The sequence below is a fragment of the Haemophilus influenzae genome, assembly GCF_900475755.1.
GTDB classification, from domain to species: Bacteria; Pseudomonadota; Gammaproteobacteria; order Enterobacterales; family Pasteurellaceae; genus Haemophilus; species Haemophilus influenzae_D.
The window spans coordinates 1,589,596-1,608,880 of sequence record NZ_LS483411.1 but is presented as its reverse complement, the minus strand read 5'-3'; the positions used below and the strand labels follow the sequence as shown (position 1 = coordinate 1,608,880).

18 protein-coding genes are annotated in these 19,285 nt (G+C 37.2%); 11 read left to right on the top strand and 7 right to left on the bottom strand.

Annotated elements, in window-relative coordinates:
• Positions 1-53: 53 nt before the first annotated feature.
• Both DQN24_RS07845 and tesB read right to left on the bottom strand, forming a co-directional pair.
• The gene (locus DQN24_RS07845; protein WP_111695674.1) at positions 54-920 is read right to left on the bottom strand and encodes a ferritin-like domain-containing protein; all 867 of its coding nucleotides are present in this window, start codon (positions 918-920) and stop codon (positions 54-56) included.
• A 10-nt stretch (positions 921-930) separates the two neighbouring features.
• On the bottom strand, positions 931-1,791 hold the full coding sequence (tesB, locus tag DQN24_RS07840) for an acyl-CoA thioesterase II (RefSeq protein WP_111695673.1): 861 nt from the start codon (positions 1,789-1,791) through the stop codon (positions 931-933).
• 270 nt (positions 1,792-2,061) lie between these two features.
• Here tesB and nagK point away from each other — a divergent pair, with 270 nt between their 5' ends.
• Positions 2,062-2,976, top strand: coding sequence for an N-acetylglucosamine kinase (nagK, locus tag DQN24_RS07835; RefSeq protein ID WP_050837886.1), 915 nt, complete (start codon positions 2,062-2,064; stop codon positions 2,974-2,976).
• Between the two features lie 183 nt (positions 2,977-3,159).
• Complete coding sequence (locus DQN24_RS07830; protein ID WP_021034979.1) at positions 3,160-4,599, top strand: alanine/glycine:cation symporter family protein; 1,440 nt, start codon at positions 3,160-3,162, stop codon at positions 4,597-4,599.
• Between the two features lie 184 nt (positions 4,600-4,783).
• Here DQN24_RS07830 and fghA read toward each other — a convergent pair whose 3' ends face one another.
• Both fghA and DQN24_RS07820 read right to left on the bottom strand, forming a co-directional pair.
• Positions 4,784-5,611: an S-formylglutathione hydrolase gene (fghA, locus tag DQN24_RS07825; RefSeq protein WP_111695672.1), complete on the bottom strand. Its 828-nt coding sequence runs from the start codon at positions 5,609-5,611 to the stop codon at positions 4,784-4,786.
• 8 nt (positions 5,612-5,619) lie between these two features.
• Positions 5,620-6,729, bottom strand: coding sequence for an S-(hydroxymethyl)glutathione dehydrogenase/class III alcohol dehydrogenase (locus DQN24_RS07820; RefSeq protein ID WP_197711754.1), 1,110 nt, complete (start codon positions 6,727-6,729; stop codon positions 5,620-5,622).
• A 148-nt stretch (positions 6,730-6,877) separates the two neighbouring features.
• Between DQN24_RS07820 and DQN24_RS07815 the strand changes: the two genes are divergently transcribed.
• From DQN24_RS07815 to gdhA, 5 genes are all read left to right on the top strand, one after another.
• A complete protein-coding gene (locus DQN24_RS07815) occupies positions 6,878-7,285 on the top strand; it encodes a MerR family transcriptional regulator (protein WP_005671199.1) in 408 nt (135 codons plus the stop codon).
• A 217-nt stretch (positions 7,286-7,502) separates the two neighbouring features.
• Positions 7,503-7,730, top strand: coding sequence for a twin-arginine translocase TatA/TatE family subunit (gene tatA / locus DQN24_RS07810; protein ID WP_172453987.1), 228 nt, complete (start codon positions 7,503-7,505; stop codon positions 7,728-7,730).
• Positions 7,731-7,733: 3 nt separating this feature from the next.
• Entirely contained in the window at positions 7,734-8,294 is a 561-nt protein-coding gene (tatB, locus tag DQN24_RS07805; protein WP_111695670.1) for a Sec-independent protein translocase protein TatB, read from the top strand.
• Between the two features lie 9 nt (positions 8,295-8,303).
• A complete protein-coding gene (gene tatC, locus DQN24_RS07800; protein WP_050837893.1) occupies positions 8,304-9,074 on the top strand; it encodes a twin-arginine translocase subunit TatC in 771 nt (256 codons plus the stop codon).
• 360 nt (positions 9,075-9,434) lie between these two features.
• Complete coding sequence (gene gdhA, locus DQN24_RS07795) at positions 9,435-10,784, top strand: NADP-specific glutamate dehydrogenase (RefSeq protein WP_111695669.1); 1,350 nt, start codon at positions 9,435-9,437, stop codon at positions 10,782-10,784.
• A gap of 107 nt (positions 10,785-10,891) precedes the next feature.
• Here gdhA and fur read toward each other — a convergent pair whose 3' ends face one another.
• The 3 genes from fur to DQN24_RS07780 all read right to left on the bottom strand — a co-directional run bounded on the left by fur (position 10,892) and on the right by DQN24_RS07780 (position 12,761).
• On the bottom strand, positions 10,892-11,332 hold the full coding sequence (gene fur / locus DQN24_RS07790) for a ferric iron uptake transcriptional regulator (RefSeq protein WP_005671209.1): 441 nt from the start codon (positions 11,330-11,332) through the stop codon (positions 10,892-10,894).
• 27 nt (positions 11,333-11,359) lie between these two features.
• Positions 11,360-11,884: a flavodoxin FldA gene (gene fldA, locus DQN24_RS07785; protein ID WP_005664331.1), complete on the bottom strand. Its 525-nt coding sequence runs from the start codon at positions 11,882-11,884 to the stop codon at positions 11,360-11,362.
• Positions 11,885-11,978: 94 nt separating this feature from the next.
• Positions 11,979-12,761 carry an alpha/beta fold hydrolase gene (locus DQN24_RS07780; protein WP_111695668.1) on the bottom strand — a complete coding sequence of 261 codons (783 nt, stop codon included), beginning with the start codon at positions 12,759-12,761 and terminating at the stop codon, positions 11,979-11,981.
• A gap of 70 nt (positions 12,762-12,831) precedes the next feature.
• Here DQN24_RS07780 and seqA point away from each other — a divergent pair, with 70 nt between their 5' ends.
• The 4 genes from seqA to aroC are packed head-to-tail and all read left to right on the top strand — an operon-like array spanning position 12,832 to position 19,231.
• Positions 12,832-13,425: a replication initiation negative regulator SeqA gene (gene seqA, locus DQN24_RS07775; protein WP_021034986.1), complete on the top strand. Its 594-nt coding sequence runs from the start codon at positions 12,832-12,834 to the stop codon at positions 13,423-13,425.
• Positions 13,426-13,427: 2 nt separating this feature from the next.
• Positions 13,428-14,786 (top strand): o-succinylbenzoate--CoA ligase, encoded by a 1,359-nt coding sequence (gene menE, locus DQN24_RS07770; protein WP_021034987.1) that lies wholly within the window; start codon positions 13,428-13,430, stop codon positions 14,784-14,786.
• Positions 14,787-14,827: 41 nt separating this feature from the next.
• Positions 14,828-18,148 carry a mechanosensitive channel MscK gene (gene mscK, locus DQN24_RS07765; protein WP_021034988.1) on the top strand — a complete coding sequence of 1,107 codons (3,321 nt, stop codon included), beginning with the start codon at positions 14,828-14,830 and terminating at the stop codon, positions 18,146-18,148.
• Between the two features lie 9 nt (positions 18,149-18,157).
• Positions 18,158-19,231, top strand: a complete 1,074-nt coding sequence (gene aroC / locus DQN24_RS07760; protein ID WP_111695667.1) for a chorismate synthase — start codon at positions 18,158-18,160, stop codon at positions 19,229-19,231.
• Positions 19,232-19,285 lie beyond the last annotated feature (54 nt).

Below are 19,285 nucleotides of genomic sequence, written 5' to 3'. Positions count from 1 at the left end.
ATTAAAAAGACTAAGTTCGGTATTCAATCGAACTTAGTCTTTTTATTCTTTCATCATTTCTTAATATAGGATTTCAATGTTTGTTCCACTTCATAAATCCAATCCAACTCATGCTGCGTGAAACCTGCTTGAATACGAGCATCGGTATTAATGACACCTTTAAAAATTACAATACGATATTTGTGTAACAGCTCTGTAAAACATTTCATCGCATCTAAACCCCGTTTTTTAGAAAGGGCGTGATACCAATGATTGCCGATATACACATGGCCAATTTCATCACGCAAAATAATATCCAAAATGTTCACTGCGGCAAAATCTTTACGTTGTGCGATTTTCTCTTGCAGAACAGGTGTTGCATCGAGGCCTCTTGCTTCTAATACACGAGGAACTAACGCCATTCGTTCCCAAATATCGTGAGCAGTGGCTTGCGCCATTTCCCATAATCCAGCATGAGCTTCAAAATCACCATATTGATAACCCAATGTTTTCAAATGTTCATTGACTAAGGAAAAGTGCGTACTTTCTTCACGAGCGACACGCAACCAATCTTTTACAAAAGCTAAACCTTCGCCAAGTTCTTCTTGTGCATTCCGCCCGAATCGCCAAGCTGCATCTAAACCTAAATTAATCGCATTAAACTCAATATGTGCGATAGCGTGCAATGTGGCAGCATAGCCTTCTTCTGTGGCAAAAGAACGTTTTGGCACATCTTTCGGTGCAACTAAGAGCGGTTTTTCAGGAAAAGCGGCAATATTATCTTGCGGCACGACTTCGGGAAAATCTTCTAATTTAATCAACTGAATTTGTGGCAGAAGATTATCGTAGATATCATTAACTAAACTGCATTTTTCTTGTGGATTTGCTGTTTTCAGAGCGGTTTCAACTTGTTGCCAAAATTGTGTAATAAGTGCGGTCATTTTTTCTTTCTTATTCGTTAAAACGGATCAAGCCTTCTTGTTGTGTTGTTGCGATTAATTGACCATCTTGCGAGAAAATCTGCCCTTGAGCCAAACCACGACCTCCAAAGGCATTATTGCTTTCAATTGCGTGCAAATGCCAGTGATTTAAATCAAACGGACGATGGAACCAAATACTGTGATCAATGGTTGCCACTTTCATTCCTTTTTGTAAAAAGCCTTTTTCATGCGGATGAAGTGCGGTCAAAATACAGTGAAAATCGGAAAAATAAGCCAATAAACATTGCTGAATTTTTATATCAAGCGGCGTTTCACCATTGGTTTTAAACCAAGAATATTGCTCGGCTGGCAATTTTGACCCATTAAATGGGTTATTCAAATATTTGGTTCTCACCTCAAATGGACGCTCTGCTGCAAATTTTTCATTGAGTGGTTCTGGCAAGGTTTGAGCTACTTTTTGTAGCATCGCATTTTCATCCGTAAAGTCTTCAGGCGCACCAACATTTGGCATTGTATTTTGATGTTCAAAACCTTTTTCAGGCACTTGGAAAGAAGCGGTTACATGACAAATGGTATTTTTATGTTGAATGGCTTTTACGCGTAATGCAGAAAAGTTACGCCCTTCACGCAAGGTTTCTACATCGTAAATAATCGGATATTGACTGTCTCCCGGAGCAAGAAAATAGGCATGACAAGAATGTAAAATACGATCTTCTGGCGCCACCTGCATTGCCGCTGATAATGCTTGAGCCACAACTTGCCCACCAAATACTTGACGAAAACCTAAATCTTGGCTTTCACCACGAAAGATCAAATCATCAATTTTTTCAAGTTTAAGAAGATGAATGAGGTTATTGAGAATATCTGACATATTGCTTTCCTTGAGGATAAGAAAAAGTGCGGTTATTTTAGCGGAGATTTTTAGGAATGCCAAAGTTGGAAACAAAAAGCTTGCGATATAAAAAGGTTGAATGCTTATATTCATAATATCTTTTAGATTTGAGACTTGCTATTTTGAGTAATTAATAGCATTATTTTGATCTTTTTGAAGAAAAAGGCGATCTTTGTCATTAAATAATGATTTAAGTGCGGTTAAAATTTTGCCTAATTTTAACCGCACTTCTTTATACAGGAGCAGATTATGTATTATGGTTTAGATATTGGTGGCACGAAAATAGAGCTTGCCGTATTCAATGAAAAATTAGAAAAATTATATTCTGAACGGGTACCAACACCTAAAACCGACTATGAAGAATGGCTTAACACGATTGTGGATTTAGTGAATCGTGCTGATGAAAAGTTTGGTGAGGCGGGCACCGTAGGTTTGGGCGTACCTGGTTTTGTTAATCAACAAACTGGATTAGCCGAAATTGCCAATATTCGTGTGGCAGATAATAAACCAATTTTATGCGATTTGTCTACGCGTTTGGGCCGTGAAGTGCGGGCAGAAAATGACGCAAATTGTTTTGCGTTATCTGAAGCATGGGATACGGAAAATCAGCAATATTCGACTGTACTTGGTTTAATTCTTGGGACTGGTTTTGGTGGTGGCTTTGTCTTAAACGGTAAAGTTCATTCAGGTCAAGTGGGAATGGCGGGAGAGCTTGGTCATTTACAATTAAATTATCATGCTTTGAAATTATTGGGATGGGATAACGCCCCAATTTATCAATGCGGTTGTGGTAACAAGGCTTGTTTGGATAATTATCTGTCTGGTCGCGGTTTTGAAATGCTTTATCAAGATTTGAAAGGCGAAACATTATCTGCTCGTAAAATTATTGATTTGTTCTATCAAAGCAATGAAAGTGCGGTAGATTTTGTGAATCTTTTTGTTGAGTTGGCGGCGATTTCTATTGGCAATATCATTACGGCATTTGATCCGCATATGATTGTGTTAGGTGGTGGATTATCTAATTTTGATTATCTTTATGAGGCTTTACCAAAAGCGCTTCCGCCTCATTTGATGCGGACAGCAAAAGTTCCACCAATCAAAAAAGCGAAACACGGCGATTCTGGTGGTGTGCGTGGTGCGGCAGCGTTGTTTTTAACCAAATAATTCAACAAACTAGTGGGGCGTATTCAAATAATACGCCCTTTGTTTTGGAAAATATTTAGAATATTCTAAATTTATTAGATTTTTTCTTGTTTGTGTTTATTTTATTTAGAGAAATCATTAAAAAATCTCGCCTTTTCATTGAAAAACTATACAATCAAATTATTTATCGCTTGAGGGATGATTATGGAATTTGAATTTTCAAAAATGTTAGAAGAAGTGCTAACTTGGATAGTCGCACACCTTGATGGACCTTTATGGGATGCCACCATTATTATTTTGCTTGGGACTGGTCTATTTTTTACCATTACAACAGGATTTGTGCAGTTCCGTTTATTCCCTGCAAGCCTTCGTGAAATGTGGTTTGGTCGTTCGGTGGAGGGAAGTTCATTAACACCTTTCCAAGCGTTTACAACAGGTCTTGCGAGCCGCGTTGGTGTGGGTAACATTGGTGGGGTTGCAACGGCAATCGCCTTAGGGGGCGAAGGCGCAGTGTTTTGGATGTGGGTAACGGCATTTATTGGTATGTCGAGTGCTTTCGCTGAATCTACCCTTGCTCAATTATTTAAAATTCAAGATAAAGATGGATCATTCCGTGGCGGCCCTGCTTATTATATTGTACAAGGTTTAAAATCACGTTGTATGGCAGTGGCTTTTGCGCTTGCATTAATTTTTACATTTGGTTTCGCATTTAATTCTGTGCAGGCGAACTCTATTGTTGAAGCGACGAGCAATGCGTGGAATTGGAAAGGAGAATATGTCGGCATTTCATTAGTAATTTTGACCGCACTTATTATTTTCGGTGGCGTTAAGCGTATTGCGATTATTTCGAGCAACCTTGTGCCAATGATGGCACTTTTCTATTTGATTATGGCGGTGATTATTCTTGGAATGCATATAGATATGATTCCTTCCGTGATTCATCGTATCGTTCAAAGTGCATTTAGTTTTGACGCAGCAGCTGGCGGAATGTTTGGTGCGCTGGTATCAAAAGCAATGATGATGGGGATTAAACGTGGTTTATTCTCAAACGAAGCGGGGATGGGGTCTGCGCCTAATTCGGCTGCAGCAGCTCACGTGAAGCATCCAGTTAGCCAAGGTTTAGTGCAAATGCTCGGTGTGTTTGTTGATACTATGATCGTTTGTACTTGTACTGCCGTTATTATTTTGCTTTCCAATAATTATGGTAGCGAAACGCTCAAAAGTATCTCACTTACGCAAAATGCTTTGCAATATCACATAGGTGAATTTGGGGTGCATTTCCTAGCGTTTATCTTATTGTTATTCGCTTATTCTTCTATTATTGGTAACTATGCTTATGCGGAAAGTAATATCCGTTTTATTAAAAACAAATCTTGGTTTGTATTGTTGTTCCGTTTAATGGTGCTATTCTTCGTGTATTTTGGTTCGGTTCGTTCAGGTAATGTGGTATGGAATTTCGCAGATACTGTAATGGCAGTCATGGCAATCATTAACTTGATCGCAATTTTGATGTTGTCGCCAATCGTATGGAAATTAATGAAGGATTATCAACGCCAGCTTAAAGAAGGAAAAACACCAGAGTTTAAAATTGACGAACACCCTGAATTGCGTAAGAAAATATTTGATTCTCGCATTTGGAAATAAAGATAAAATGGCTAGAAAGAGATTATCTACCTTTCCAAAGAGTTAGATTATTATTTAAAGAAATTTTTTGATATTGTTTCAGGCTTGGTTCTTCTAGTTCAGACTGAATAAACTATTGCCGGCACTTTTTACCGCCCTCGTGCCGGCTATTCCAAACTGCTTTGAAAACTGACCGCTCTTTAGCTTACTTCAAAAATGCCGCATGATAGGCAATATGCTCGCCAATAAAACTGGCGATGAAGTAATAGCTATGATCGTAGCCTTTGTGGAAGCGCACATCGACTGGCTGATTTGCCACTCGACAGGTTTCGATAAAATCTTCGGTACGCAATTGTGTCGGCAAAAACTCATCTTCCAAGCCCTGATCAATGTGCATACCTTGCACTTTATAGCCTTGTTGAATGAGCGAGCTAGCATCATATTGCTGCCATTTTTCACGATCTTCCCCTAAATAGGCAGAAAAGGCTTTTTCTCCCCAAGGCACAAGGCTTGGCGACAAAATGGGCGAAAAAGCAGAAACACTTTGATAACGTTCTTGGTTTCGCAGTGCCAATACCAATGCACCGTGTCCACCCATTGAATGTCCCATAATGGAACGTTTGCCGTTGGTAGGGAAATTTGCTTCAATCAAATCAGGCAATTCATTCAAAATATAATCATACATTTGATAATTCGTCGCCCAAGGCTGCTCGGTCGCATTAAGATAAAAGCCCGCTCCCTGCCCTAAATCGTAAGCCACATCATTCGGCACTTGCTCTCCACGAGGGCTAGTATCAGGCGCAACCACAATCACTTGATGTTCTGCCGCATAACGCTGGAAGCCTGATTTGGTAATGAAATTTTGTTCTGTACAAGTTAAGCCAGAAAGCCAATAAATCACGCCAAGAGGTCGATTCTCCGGATTATTTGGCAAATAAACGGCAAATTTCATTTCACATTGAAGTGTTTGGGCATTATGTGTCCAAACTTGCTGCGAACCGCCAAAAATTTGATGTTGTTCAATTAGTTTCATAGCGTACCTTAGTAGTGAATAACAGTACGGATTGATTTGCCTTCGTGCATTAATTCAAAGGCTTCATTAATTTGATCAAGTGGCATTGTGTGAGTCACAAACGGTTCTAACTGGATGTCGCCTTTCATTGAATCTTCCACCATTTGCGGAAGTTCAGAGCGACCTTTCACGCCACCAAATGCCGAACCTTTCCAAACACGGCCTGTTACCAATTGGAACGGACGCGTTGAAATTTCTTGTCCTGCACCCGCTACGCCGATGATAATGGATTGCCCCCAGCCTCGGTGAGCACTTTCTAATGCTTGACGCATTACGTTTACATTACCGATACATTCAAAGGTATGGTCAATGCCCCATTTATTAATATCTAACAACACATCTTTGATCGGCTTATCGTAATCATTAGGGTTTAAACAATCCGTTGCACCAAACTGTTTTGCCAACTCAAATTTTGCAGGATTGGTATCAATGGCGATAATACGGCCAGCTTTGGCTTGACGCGCACCTTGCACTACCGCTAAACCAATCGCACCCAAGCCAAACACGGCAACAGAGTCTCCTTCTTGCACTTTTGCTGTGTTATGTACCGCACCAATACCTGTGGTAACACCGCAGCCGAGCAAACATACTTGTTCGTGGTTCGCTTCTGGATTGATTTTCGCCAGTGAAACTTCCGCAACAACTGAGTATTCACTGAAAGTCGAACAGCCCATATAGTGATAAATTGGCTTGCCTTGGCAAGAAAAACGCGTCGTACCATCTGGCATTAAGCCTTTACCTTGCGTGTCACGCACTGAGACGCATAAGTTGGTTTTACCCGAGAGGCAAAACTCACATTCGCCACATTCTGCGGTGTAAAGCGGAATAACGTGATCACCTGGTTTTACGCTTAACACACCTTCGCCAACCGCAATAACCACACCCGCACCTTCGTGTCCTAGCACCACTGGGAATACGCCTTCAGGATCGCTTCCTGATAACGTAAATGCATCAGTATGGCACACGCCCGTGTGAGTGTTGCGGATTAACACTTCACCTTTGCGTGGCATTTCTACGTCAATTTCCACAATTTGTAAGGGTTGGTTTGGTGAGAATGCCACCGCCGCACGAGATTTGATGGTTGAGTTGATTTGTTTAATTTCCATTGTTTTCCTCTTAATTCATTGACAAAGGTGCCTTGCCTAAGCAAGATAGCAACAGTTTACACTTTAGAGTTCACTCTAAAGCAAGTGTTTTTTACCATTTTTTGTTTAAAGGGAATAAAAAGTGACTTACACCACCGCTAAAGCTGCTGAAAAAATAGGCATTTCCGCCTACACCTTACGCTTTTATGACAAAGAAGGCTTGTTACCTAATGTCGGACGTGATGAATACGGTAATCGCCGTTTTACCGATAAGGATTTGCAATGGTTAAGTTTATTACAATGCTTGAAAAATACGGGAATGAGCTTAAAAGATATCAAACGCTTTGCGGAATGTACTATCATTGGCGACGATACTATTGAAGAACGCCTGTCCTTATTTGAAAATCAAACAGAAAATGTGAAGTGTCAAATTGCCGAATTAAAACGCTATTTAGACTTACTGGAATATAAGTTAGCATTTTATCAAAAAGCGAAAGCATTAGGCTCGGTGGAAGCCGTGAATTTACCGCAGATTCCTGAAACAAGCTAAAAGGATAAAAGTGGTTAAATCACAGAGTTAGAAGAAAAATACAATTTTTAGAGATAGATAAATTTTAACTTTTTTATTACATAAATAAGTTAAAAATCAACTTTTATGATTAAGATCAGGATAACATAAAAATAATCTCCGATAGCTATTGTTCTAAATGGCTAAAAAGAGTATATTCCGAGCCAAATTTTTTCTTTTTTACAGAACGGAGTTTATTATGTTTGGTTTGTCCCCCGCTCAACTGATTATTTTATTAGTCGTTATTTTATTGATTTTTGGCACGAAAAAATTAAGAAATGCCGGTTCAGATCTTGGCGCAGCAGTGAAGGGTTTCAAAAAAGCGATGAAAGAAGATGAAAAAGTAAAAGATGCAGAATTTAAGTCTATAGATAATGAAGCAGCTTCTGCAAAAAAAGAAAATATAAAAGAGAAAGAACAGGCTTAATCCGTGTTTGATATTGGTTTTTCAGAACTTATTTTGCTAATGATTTTGGGATTAGTTGTATTAGGCCCAAAACGTTTGCCTATAGCAATTCGCACTGTAATGGATTGGGTGAAAACAATTCGTGGTTTAGCTGCTAACGTTCAAAATGAGTTGAAACAAGAGCTAAAATTGCAAGAATTACAAGATAGCATTAAAAAAGCGGAATCCCTTAGCTTGCAAGCCCTTTCACCAGAATTGAGTAAAACGGTGGAAGAATTAAAAGCTCAAGCAGATAAGATGAAAGCGGAGCTAGAAGATAAAGCAGCTCAAGCTGGTACAACGGTGGAAGATCAAATCAAAGAAATCAAAAGTGTGGCTGAAAATGCAGAAAAGCCTCAAAATGCAATCTCAGTTGAGGAGGCTGCAGAAACTTCATCTGAAGCAGAAAAAACACCTACAGATTTGACCGCACTTGAAACTCACGAGAAAGCAGAACTGAACACACATTTATCTAGCTATTATCCTCCTGATGATATTGAAATCGCTCCAGCGTCAAAATCTCAATCTTCAAAAACTAAATCATAGCGAGTTTTTATGAGTAATGTGGATGAATCTCAACCTTTAATTACGCACCTTGTTGAGCTAAGAAACCGTTTATTACGCTGTGTAATTTGTGTGGTATTGGTTTTTGTTGCTTTGGTGTATTTTTCCAATGATATTTATCATTTTGTTGCAGCACCTTTAACGGCTGTTATGCCAAAAGGCGCAACAATGATTGCAACCAATATTCAAACTCCTTTCTTTACGCCAATTAAATTAACTGTGATTGTTGCAATTTTTATTTCTGTTCCTTATTTGCTTTATCAAATTTGGGCTTTTATTGCACCTGCTTTATATCAGCACGAAAAACGGATGATTTATCCGTTGTTATTTTCTAGTACGATTTTATTTTATTGCGGTGTTGCTTTTGCTTACTATGTCGTCTTTCCTTTTGTATTCAGCTTCTTTACACAAACAGCCCCAGAAGGTGTTGCCATCGCAACAGATATTAGTAGTTATTTAGATTTTGCTTTGGCGTTATTTTTAGCTTTTGGCGTTTGTTTTGAAGTGCCAATTGCGATTATTCTACTTTGCTGGACTGGTGTTACCACTGTAAAGGCTCTTTCCGAAAAACGCCCTTATATTATTGTTGTGGCATTTTTTATTGGAATGCTTTTAACGCCTCCTGATGTTTTTTCACAAACTTTGCTTGCCGTACCGATGTGCTTGCTGTTTGAGCTAGGTCTATTGGTTGCTCGATTTTATCAACCAAAAGACGATGAAAGTGCGGTTGAAAATAATGATGAATCAGAAAAAACACAATGATGAATTGAGTTTTTAATAGTATGGGGGCTTTGCCCCCGTTTTTATTATATTGATATAACCCTAATTTTGTTTTTTCATAAAACATATTTTCGTAGTGATTTACTAGAAATATGATTTGTAGTCTGTTCTATATTTTTATTGAAAATATCATTACCTGATGGTTTTCTGTCGTTTTTTATTTTTTATCTAATGAATACGATATTTTTTTAGATAATTTCTTTACTTTTTCCTTTTCTTTAAATTTCCTTTATAAAAATGGTTGCAAGATTAAATTAGCCATTGCATATTGTCTATGCGCCTCACGAGGCGAAGACAATAAAAATACAATATACACAACATCAACAAAGAGGGAAATTCATTATGTCAAAAGTTGCTTCCTTAGACGCATTTTTAACAAAAGTTGTTCAACGCGATGGTCATCAACCTGAATTTTTACAAGCGGTTCGCGAGGTATTCACATCAATTTGGCCTTTTTTAGAAGCCAATCCTAAATATCGTTCAGAAGCATTATTAGAACGTTTAGTTGAGCCTGAGCGTGCATTTCAATTCCGTGTGGCGTGGACTGATGATAAAGGGCAAGTGCAAGTAAACCGAGCATTTCGTGTACAATTTAATAGTGCCATAGGCCCATTTAAAGGGGGAATGCGTTTCCATCCATCAGTAAATTTATCTATCTTAAAATTCTTAGGTTTTGAGCAAATCTTTAAAAATGCTTTAACAACATTGCCTATGGGCGGAGCAAAAGGCGGTTCGGACTTTGATCCAAAAGGCAAATCTGATGCTGAAGTTATGCGTTTTTGCCAAGCATTAATGGCTGAACTTTATCGTCACGTAGGAGCTGATACAGATGTTCCTGCTGGAGATATAGGCGTCGGTGGGCGCGAAGTTGGCTATTTAGCAGGCTATATGAAAAAATTATCAAACCAATCAGCTTGTGTTTTCACTGGTCGCGGTCTTTCTTTCGGTGGTAGTTTAATTCGTCCGGAAGCAACGGGATATGGCTTAGTTTATTTTGCTCAAGCAATGCTTGCTGAAAAAGGCGATAGTTTTGCAGGTAAAGTAGTTTCAGTTTCTGGTTCTGGTAATGTAGCACAATACGCGATTGAAAAAGCATTATCGCTTGGTGCAAAAGTAGTAACTTGTTCTGATTCATCGGGTTATGTTTATGATCCAAATGGATTTACTACTGAAAAATTAGCCGCACTTTTCGAAATTAAAAATACAAAACGTGGGCGTGTGCAAGATTATGCGGAGCAGTTTGGTTTACAATATTTTGAAGGTAAACGCCCTTGGGAAGTGAAAGTTGATATCGCGCTTCCTTGTGCAACTCAAAATGAGTTAGAACTTTCTGATGCACAACTTTTAATTAAAAATGGTGTGAAATTAGTGGCTGAAGGTGCCAATATGCCAACAACAATTGAAGCAACAGAAGCATTACTAGCTGCAGATGTATTATTTGGCCCGGGTAAAGCTGCCAACGCTGGTGGTGTTGCTACTTCTGGTTTAGAAATGGCACAAAGTTCACAACGTTTATATTGGACAGCGGAAGAAGTGGATGCTCAATTACATCGCATTATGTTAGATATTCACGCAAACTGTAAAAAATACGGCACAATTGAAGGTCAAGAAAACATCAACTATGTTGTTGGTGCAAATGTAGCAGGCTTTGTTAAAGTAGCTGATGCTATGTTGGCTCAAGGCGTTTATTAACAGATAAAAAAGTTAAATTAAATAACCGCACTGTAATAAAGTGCGGTTATTTTTTCGGATAAAATTTGAATATAAGAAAGGCGACATTTTGTCGCCTTAGATATTATTTATTTTGAATTGTTTTCATCACAATGATTAATATCACTGCATTTTCCGTAAAGATATACGTTATGCGTTTTTAATTTTATGCCGTATTTTTCGCTGATTTCACGCTGACGTTGTTCAATAATGTTATCAGTAAATTCAAATACTTTGCCGCAATCTTCACAAATAATATGATCGTGATGTTCTGTTGGAGCAAGCTCAAAAACGGATTTATTTCCCTCAAAATTATGACGGATTACAATATGCGCTTCATCAAATTGATTAAGCACACGATAAACTGTGGCTAATCCAATTTCACTACCTTGTTCCAGCAAAATTTTATAAACATCTTCTGCAGAAAAATGTTCATTTTTATGATTTTGCATTAAAGCGAGGATAGTTAAGCGAGGCTCTGTAATTTTTAATCCTGCTTTTTTGAGTAATTTAATATTTTCTTCAGACATAATTTTTCTTCCTATTATGCAAAAATGTTAAGCCAATTCAGCTAAACACATTTCATCATAAATTTGTTTACACCATTTTTCTACACGCTCTGCGGTAAGCTCTGGCTGGCGATCTTCATCAATACATAATCCGATGAAAGTGTCATCTTCCAATAAGGCTTTTGAAGCTTCAAAATTATAGCCTTCTGTTGGCCAATTTCCTACCACAATTGCACCGTGTGGCTCTATAATATCGCGTACAGTTCCGATAGCATCACAGAAATAATCCGCATAATCTTCTTGATCGCCACAGCCAAAAATACCTACAAGTTTATCTGTAAAATCGATTTCTTCGAGTGTTGGAAAAAAATCATCCCAGTCTGCTTGTGCTTCGCCGTAATACCAAGTTGGGATACCGAAAAGCAAGAAATCGTATGCTTCAATATCTTCTTTGCTACTTTTGGCAATATCACGAATATCAATCAAATCGCTACCTAATTGTTTTTGGATTTGTTTTGCGATGTTTTCAGTATTTCCAGTATCACTACCATAAAAAAGACCAACTATTGCCATTTTTATTTCCTTTTATATTAAATTTAATCTATTGATTATAAGACTTATCCAAATTCGGCGAACTATATCATAAAAGCATTCTCACTTAAACCACTTAATTCTTATTTAGAAATCGTTTAATTGCACGAATAACAAAATCAGGTTTTTCGGCGTGAACCCAGTGTCCACTCCCATTAATCGTAAAGGCAGTTGCATTAGGAAATTGTTCTAGAATTTTTTCGCTATTTTCTATTTTTATATAAGAGGAATTTCCACCCTTAATAAAAAGAGTTGGCGTAAATACACGTACCTTTTCCCAATCCATAATATTGGCATAATTGTTAAAAAGCGCGGTAAGATTAAAACGAAAACAATCAGCTGAATTAACATCAAAAGATTTCAACATAAATTGTACAACGTCTTCATCATTAATTTCTTGTTTTAAAATCGGTTTGGCTTGCTGACGATTTTCAGGCTTTGCATTTTTTACCGCAAATAGGCCATTAAACACATCTTTATGACCAAATCCTTCATAAGGCAGAGGGGACATATCAATTACGATTAATTTTTCGACTAATTCTGGGCAAAGTGCGGTGATTTTCATGGCGGTTTTTCCACCCATAGAATGACCAATTAATATCACTTTGGATAAACTTAAGTGGCGGATTACCTCGATAACATCTTCAGCCATCAGTTGATAATTCATTTTTTCCGAATGAAAACTATGGCCGTGATTGCGTAAATCAATACGTAAAATACTGTAATGTTCACTAAAAGCTCTCGCGATAACGCCGAGATTATCCATATCGCCGAATAAACCGTGAATAAAAATTAAAACAGGTGTATTAATCGTTTGTTTTACTTGATGAAATTGATAATTGAGTAATGATTTTGCCATAATTTTTACGTGAGAATTTGTAAAGAAGTCGTTATAATTGAAAAAAATTTTAGCAAACAGAGAGATAAAAATGAAGATCATTGAAGTAGATGAAGAATTATACCAATATATTGCGAGCCAAACCCGCTCTATTGGAGAAAGTGCTTCGGATATTTTACGCCGTTTGCTTAGTTTACCTGTGCATACTTCAATTGTTAATGATTTAATTATTACTTCAGTAGAAACAGATCAAAAGCCAAAACAGACTATCAATGTGAAAGAAGTAAATATCAAAACAACAAAAAAGCAATCAATAACCGCAATTAATCAGATTGTAGAAAAAGTCCAAACTTTATTAAATTCAACTGAATTTCAAGAAGAAAGTAAGGCTGTTGTACGTTTCTTAGCGATTTTACGTGTGCTTTATCGTACAAATCCTGAAAGTTTTGCTCAAGCCACAGAATCTTTACAGGGACGTACACGGGTCTATTTTGCTCGTGATGAAGCGACATTATTAATGGCGGGTAACCATACTAAACCAAAGCAAATTCCAGATACGCCTTATTGGGTTATTACCAATACAAATAGCGGACGAAAAATGTTAATGCTAGAAGGTGCAATGCAATCTATGGAATTACCTGAAACATTGATTGATGAAGTGCGATCATATTTCACGGTAAATTAATAATGTATCCTTGGCAAGATTTTGCTATTCAACCTGATTTCTCAAATAAAATCGCTTTGCATACTACGCAGGGCGATGTGCTTACTTGGATAGAATTGACTACAAAGATTAACCAAACAGTGGCTTTTTTACAAAAAAAAGGCGTAAATGCGGAAAGTGTGGTTGCTTTTGTGGGAAAAAATTCAGAGAAAATTTTATTTTTATATCTGGCGACAATTCAGCTTGGTGCAAAAGTTTTAGGCATAAACCCTGCTTTTCCACAAGAAAAAATTGCAAAATTATGTGAGTTTTATCAAATTGATTTTTGTTTTTATGATAAAGATTTACTGAATTTGCAAGAAATTGGTGTTTTTACACAAAAAGCTGATTTCTTTCGCCCTGCAACAATGACGCTAACGTCTGGTTCTACAGGCTTACCAAAAGCAGTTGTGCATAATGTCCAAGCGCATTTGGATAATGCAAAAGGGGTATGTAACTTAATGAAGTTTGATTGTAATCAATCTTGGTTACTTTCATTACCCTTATATCACGTTTCAGGGCAAGGTATTGTTTGGCGTTGGTTATATTGCGGTGCACAATTACATTTCCCAGAAGATGATTTTTATGCTTCATTATTAAAGACGACCCACGTTTCTCTTGTGCCAACGCAATTACAGCGTTTATTAGATTATTTACAGGAAAATCCGAGCATTTCATTTGCTACACGCCATATTTTACTGGGCGGTGCGCATATTCCGACAGAACTTACACAAAAAATGGTAAAATATGGCATTAAAACTTATTCTGGTTATGGAATGACGGAAATGGCTTCGACAGTTTTTGCCAAACAATCTGATAAAAAACAAGGCGTAGGGCAACCGCTCTTAGGTAGAGAGTATTGTTTAGTAAATGATGAAATTTGGCTGAAAGGTGCAGGTTTGGCGATGGGTTATTGGAAAGATCGACAAATTGTTCCATTAACGAATAACCAAGGCTGGATTCAGACAAAAGATAAAGGCATTTGGCAAGAGGGCGAACTGGTTATTATCGGACGACTTGATAATATGTTTATTTCAGGTGGCGAAAATATTCAGCCAGAAGAAATTGAACAAGTGATTATTCAACATTCTTCAGTTAATCAAGTGTTTGTTTTACCACAAAAAAACAAAGAATTTGGTCAGCGTCCTGTCGCTTTAGTGGATTTTAATGAACCCTTTAGCAAAAGTGCGGTTGAAAATTTAATGTTTTTTTTACAAGATAAACTTGCACGTTTTAAACAACCTATTGCATATTATCCTTTGCCACTGATGCTTGAGAAAGGCATTAAGATCTCACGTAAACAGCTTGCTGATTGGCTGGCAAAGCGAGATGAGATAAATTAATTTACCATTTAGATTAGGGAAAAATAATGATTAGGAAACTTATGAAAACACCTCCATTTTTTACCGCACTTTTTGCCTCGGCAATGTTTACCCTTAGCGTTTCGCAAGGGGTATTGGCGGCAAATTCAACAAATGTATTACCAACGGAGCAATCGCTTAAAGCCGATTTGGCTAACGCTCAAAAAATGAGTGAGGGGGAGGCAAAAAATAGGTTGTTAGCAGAATTACAAACATCAATTGATTTATTGCAGCAAATTCAAGCTCAACAAAAAATCAATGATGCATTGCAAACAACATTAAGCCATTCAGAGAGTGAAATTAGAAAGAATAATGCAGAAATTCAAGCATTAAAAAAACAACAAGAAACGGCAACAAGTACTGATTATAATGCGCAATCACAGGACTATTTACAAAATAGTCTCACTAAGTTAAATGATCAATTACAAGATACGCAAAACGCATTAAGCACAGTAAATGCACAATTGGCAGGGCAAAGTTCTATTTCTGAACGAGCACAAGCGGCATTAACAGAAAATGTTGTACGCACACAGCAAATCAATCAACAATTAGCCAATAATGATATTGGTAGCATATTGCGAAAACAATATCAGATTGAATTACAACTGATTGATTTAAAGAATAGTTATAATCAAAATTTATTAAAAAATAATGATCAGCTTTCTTTACTCTATCAAAGCCGTTATGACCTATTGAATTTACGTTTGCAAGTACAGCAGCAAAATATTATTGCGATTCAAGAAGTCATTAATCAAAAAAATCTTCAGCAATCACAAAATCAAGTAGAACAAGCTCAGCAACAGCAAAAAACTGTGCAAAATGATTACATTCAAAAAGAACTTGATCGCAATGCACAGCTTGGTCAGTATTTATTACAACAAACAGAAAAAGCGAATTCATTAACTCAAGATGAGTTAAGAATGCGGAATATTTTAGATAGCCTCACTCAAACTCAACGTACTATTGATGAACAAATTAGTGCATTACAAGGCACGTTAGTTCTTTCACGTATTATCCAGCAACAAAAACAAAAATTACCGACTAACTTAAATATCCAAGGTTTATCAAAACAAATTGCCGATTTGCGTGTACATATTTTTGACATTACTCAAAAACGCAATGAACTTTATGATCTAGATAACTATATTAATAAAGTTGAAAGTGAAGATGGAAAACAATTTACTGAGGCAGAAAGAACGCAAGTTAAAACGCTATTAACTGAGCGTCGGAAAATGACATCTGATCTGATTAAATCTTTAAATAATCAATTAAATCTCGCGATTTCTTTGGAATTAACACAGCTGCAAATTACACAAATCAGTGATCAAATTCAATCTAAATTAGAGCAGCAAAGTTTTTGGGTGAAAAGTAATAATCCTATTAATTTAGATTGGGTAAAAATGCTGCCAAGAGCTTTAATTGAACAGTTTAATGGTATGTTGAAAAAATTAGGTTTTCCAACTAATTATGACAATTTACCTTATTTGCTGATGTATTTCTTAGGATTATTTATTGTAGGCGGTGCAATTTTTAAATTTAAAAATCGTATTAAACAACAATTAAACAAAATTAATCGTGAAATACATCGCTTAGATACAGATAGTCAGTGGAGTACTCCACTTGCCCTGTTATTAACTGCGTTTTTAACGCTTTCTAGTACACTTTGGTTTTTAGCAGTTTGCCAAATGATCGGCTTCTTTTTCTTCAAAAATCCAGAAGAATTTTGGCATTGGTCATTTAGTATGGCGGGTTATTGGTGGTTCTTTACATTTTGGATTTCATTGTTCCGTCCAAATGGTATTTTTGTTAATCATTTTGAATCTTCAAAAGAGAATGCACAACGTTTTCGTGGTGTTATCCAACGCATTATTATTGTGATTGTATTGCTTTTAAATACTTCTGTGTTTAGCAATGTCACTGATGCAGGTTTAGCTAATGATGTGTTAGGTCAAATTAATACTATTACAGCTCTAATTTTCTGTGCGGCGATTATTGCCCCTCGCTTTAATCGAGTACTTCGCTCTTATGAACCTGAAACAAATAAACATCATTGGTTAATAAGAATTGTACAAATTGGTTTAAGATTAATTCCTGTGGGACTAATCGTACTTATTGTTTTAGGCTATTATTACACTGCTTTAAATTTAATTGAGCATTTTATTCATTCTTATATTGCTTGGTGTGTATGGTGGTTAGTACGTAATACGATTTACCGTGGTATTACGGTTTCTTCTCGTCGTTTAGCACATCGCCGTTTAGCAGAAAAACGTCGTCAAAAAGCACTTGAAAATAATTATGAAAATATTTCCTCTGATGATGTGGTTGCAGTGGGAGAGCCAGAGGAAGGTTTAGCGTTAAATGATGTGCGTAGCCAATTATTACGTTTTGTAGATCTCTTTATTTGGACAGCATTATTGGGGATTTTCTACTATGTATGGTCAGATTTAGTCACAGTAGTGAGCTATTTACGTGAAATTACACTTTGGCAACAAACCACGACAACCGATGCTGGCACTGTAATGGAAAGCATTACTTTATTTAATCTTCTTGTTGCTTTGGTTATCCTAGGAATTACTTATGTGTTGGTTCGTAATATTTCAGGTATTTTGGAAGTATTAATTTTCTCTCGCATGAATCTTTCACAAGGTACGCCTTATACGATTACGACATTGCTCACTTATATTTTTATCGCCATTGGTGGTGCGTGGGCATTTGCAACCTTAGGAATGTCTTGGTCAAAATTACAATGGTTATTTGCCGCACTTTCCGTTGGTCTTGGTTTTGGTATGCAAGAAATTTTTGCAAACTTTGTGTCGGGCATTATTTTGCTATTTGAACGCCCAATCCGAGTTGGCGATGTCGTAACCATTAATGGAGTGAGCGGTACTGTAGCGAAAATTCGTATTCGTGCAATTACATTAATTGATTTTGATCGCAAAGAAATTATTGTGCCAAATAAATCTTTTGTGACAGGTCAAGTAACCAATTGGGCATTATCTAGCACGATGACACGTTTAGTGATTAGTGTTGGTGTTGCTTATGGTTCTGATTTAACACTCGTTCGTCAATTATTACTTCAAGCAGCTGATGAACAGCCGACTGTTTTACGCGATCCTAAACCATCTGCTTATTTTTTAACTTTTGGTGCAAGTACTTTGGATCACGAATTACGTGTTTATGTAGAACAAGTTGGAGATCGTACCAGTACTACAGATGCTATTAATCGCCGTATTAATGAATTATTTGCAGAACATAATATTGATATTGCCTTTAATCAATTAGATGTATTTATCAAAAATAATGACACTGGCGAAGAAATTCCCTTTGTTGATGTAAAAAAATAAGGGGAAATTATGGCAGGTAATACAATTGGACAACTTTTTCGTGTGACGACCTTTGGGGAGTCACATGGGATTGCATTAGGCTGTATCGTTGATGGGGTACCGCCAAATCTCGAATTATCTGAGAAAGATATTCAGCCAGATTTAGATCGTCGTAAACCCGGTACATCTCGATATACCACGCCGCGTCGTGAAGACGATGAAGTTCAAATTTTATCTGGTGTGTTTGAAGGAAAAACTACAGGCACAAGTATTGGGATGATCATTAAAAATGCTGATCAGCGTTCTCAAGATTATGGCGAGATTAAAGATCGTTTTCGCCCTGGTCATGCAGACTTTACCTATCAGAAAAAATATGGCATCCGTGATTACCGTGGCGGTGGGCGTTCTTCAGCGCGTGAAACAGCGATGCGAGTTGCAGCGGGAGCGATTGCAAAAAAATATTTACGCGAACATTTTGGTATTGAAGTCCGTGGTTTTTTAAGTCAAATCGGTCATGTGAAAATTTCGCCACAGACCATCGGAGAAATTGATTGGGAAAAGGTAAACAGCAATCCATTCTTTTGCCCCGATGAAAGTGCGGTAGAAAAATTCGATGAATTGATCCGTGAACTTAAAAAAGAAGGAGATTCTATTGGTGCAAAACTTACTGTTATTGCAGAGAATGTACCTGTAGGATTGGGCGAGCCAGTATTTGACCGTTTAGATGCAGATCTTGCTCACGCATTAATGGGAATTAATGCAGTAAAAGGCGTCGAAATTGGTGATGGTTTTGCTGTAGTTGAGCAACGAGGTTCGGAACATCGTGATGAAATGGCACCTAATGGCTTTGAAAGTAATCACGCAGGCGGCATTTTAGGCGGAATTAGTTCAGGACAGCCAATTATCGCCACGATTGCGTTAAAACCAACTTCAAGTATTACAATTTCTGGTCGTTCAATTAATCTTAATGGAGACCCCGTAGAAGTTGTAACAAAAGGTCGTCACGATCCTTGTGTGGGTATTCGTGCTGTACCCATCGCAGAAGCAATGATGGCGATTGTCTTATTAGATCATCTATTACGTTTTAAGGCACAGTGTAAATAATCTTAGTATAAGATGGGAGTCTGTGCCTAGGGTAGGTATACCCTAGGTTAGTTT

Coding starts and splice junctions, on each gene's coding strand:
- DQN24_RS07845 (WP_111695674.1), bottom strand. CDS start 920: ATGACCGCACTTATTACACAATTTTGGCAACAAGTTGAAACCGCTCTG.
- tesB (WP_111695673.1), bottom strand. CDS start 1,791: ATGTCAGATATTCTCAATAACCTCATTCATCTTCTTAAACTTGAAAAA.
- nagK (WP_050837886.1), top strand. CDS start 2,062: ATGTATTATGGTTTAGATATTGGTGGCACGAAAATAGAGCTTGCCGTA.
- DQN24_RS07830 (WP_021034979.1), top strand. CDS start 3,160: ATGGAATTTGAATTTTCAAAAATGTTAGAAGAAGTGCTAACTTGGATA.
- fghA (WP_111695672.1), bottom strand. CDS start 5,611: ATGAAACTAATTGAACAACATCAAATTTTTGGCGGTTCGCAGCAAGTT.
- tatA (WP_172453987.1), top strand. CDS start 7,503: ATGTTTGGTTTGTCCCCCGCTCAACTGATTATTTTATTAGTCGTTATT.
- tatC (WP_050837893.1), top strand. CDS start 8,304: ATGAGTAATGTGGATGAATCTCAACCTTTAATTACGCACCTTGTTGAG.
- gdhA (WP_111695669.1), top strand. CDS start 9,435: ATGTCAAAAGTTGCTTCCTTAGACGCATTTTTAACAAAAGTTGTTCAA.
- fur (WP_005671209.1), bottom strand. CDS start 11,332: ATGTCTGAAGAAAATATTAAATTACTCAAAAAAGCAGGATTAAAAATT.
- fldA (WP_005664331.1), bottom strand. CDS start 11,884: ATGGCAATAGTTGGTCTTTTTTATGGTAGTGATACTGGAAATACTGAA.
- DQN24_RS07780 (WP_111695668.1), bottom strand. CDS start 12,761: ATGGCAAAATCATTACTCAATTATCAATTTCATCAAGTAAAACAAACG.
- seqA (WP_021034986.1), top strand. CDS start 12,832: ATGAAGATCATTGAAGTAGATGAAGAATTATACCAATATATTGCGAGC.
- menE (WP_021034987.1), top strand. CDS start 13,428: ATGTATCCTTGGCAAGATTTTGCTATTCAACCTGATTTCTCAAATAAA.
- mscK (WP_021034988.1), top strand. CDS start 14,828: ATGAAAACACCTCCATTTTTTACCGCACTTTTTGCCTCGGCAATGTTT.
- aroC (WP_111695667.1), top strand. CDS start 18,158: ATGGCAGGTAATACAATTGGACAACTTTTTCGTGTGACGACCTTTGGG.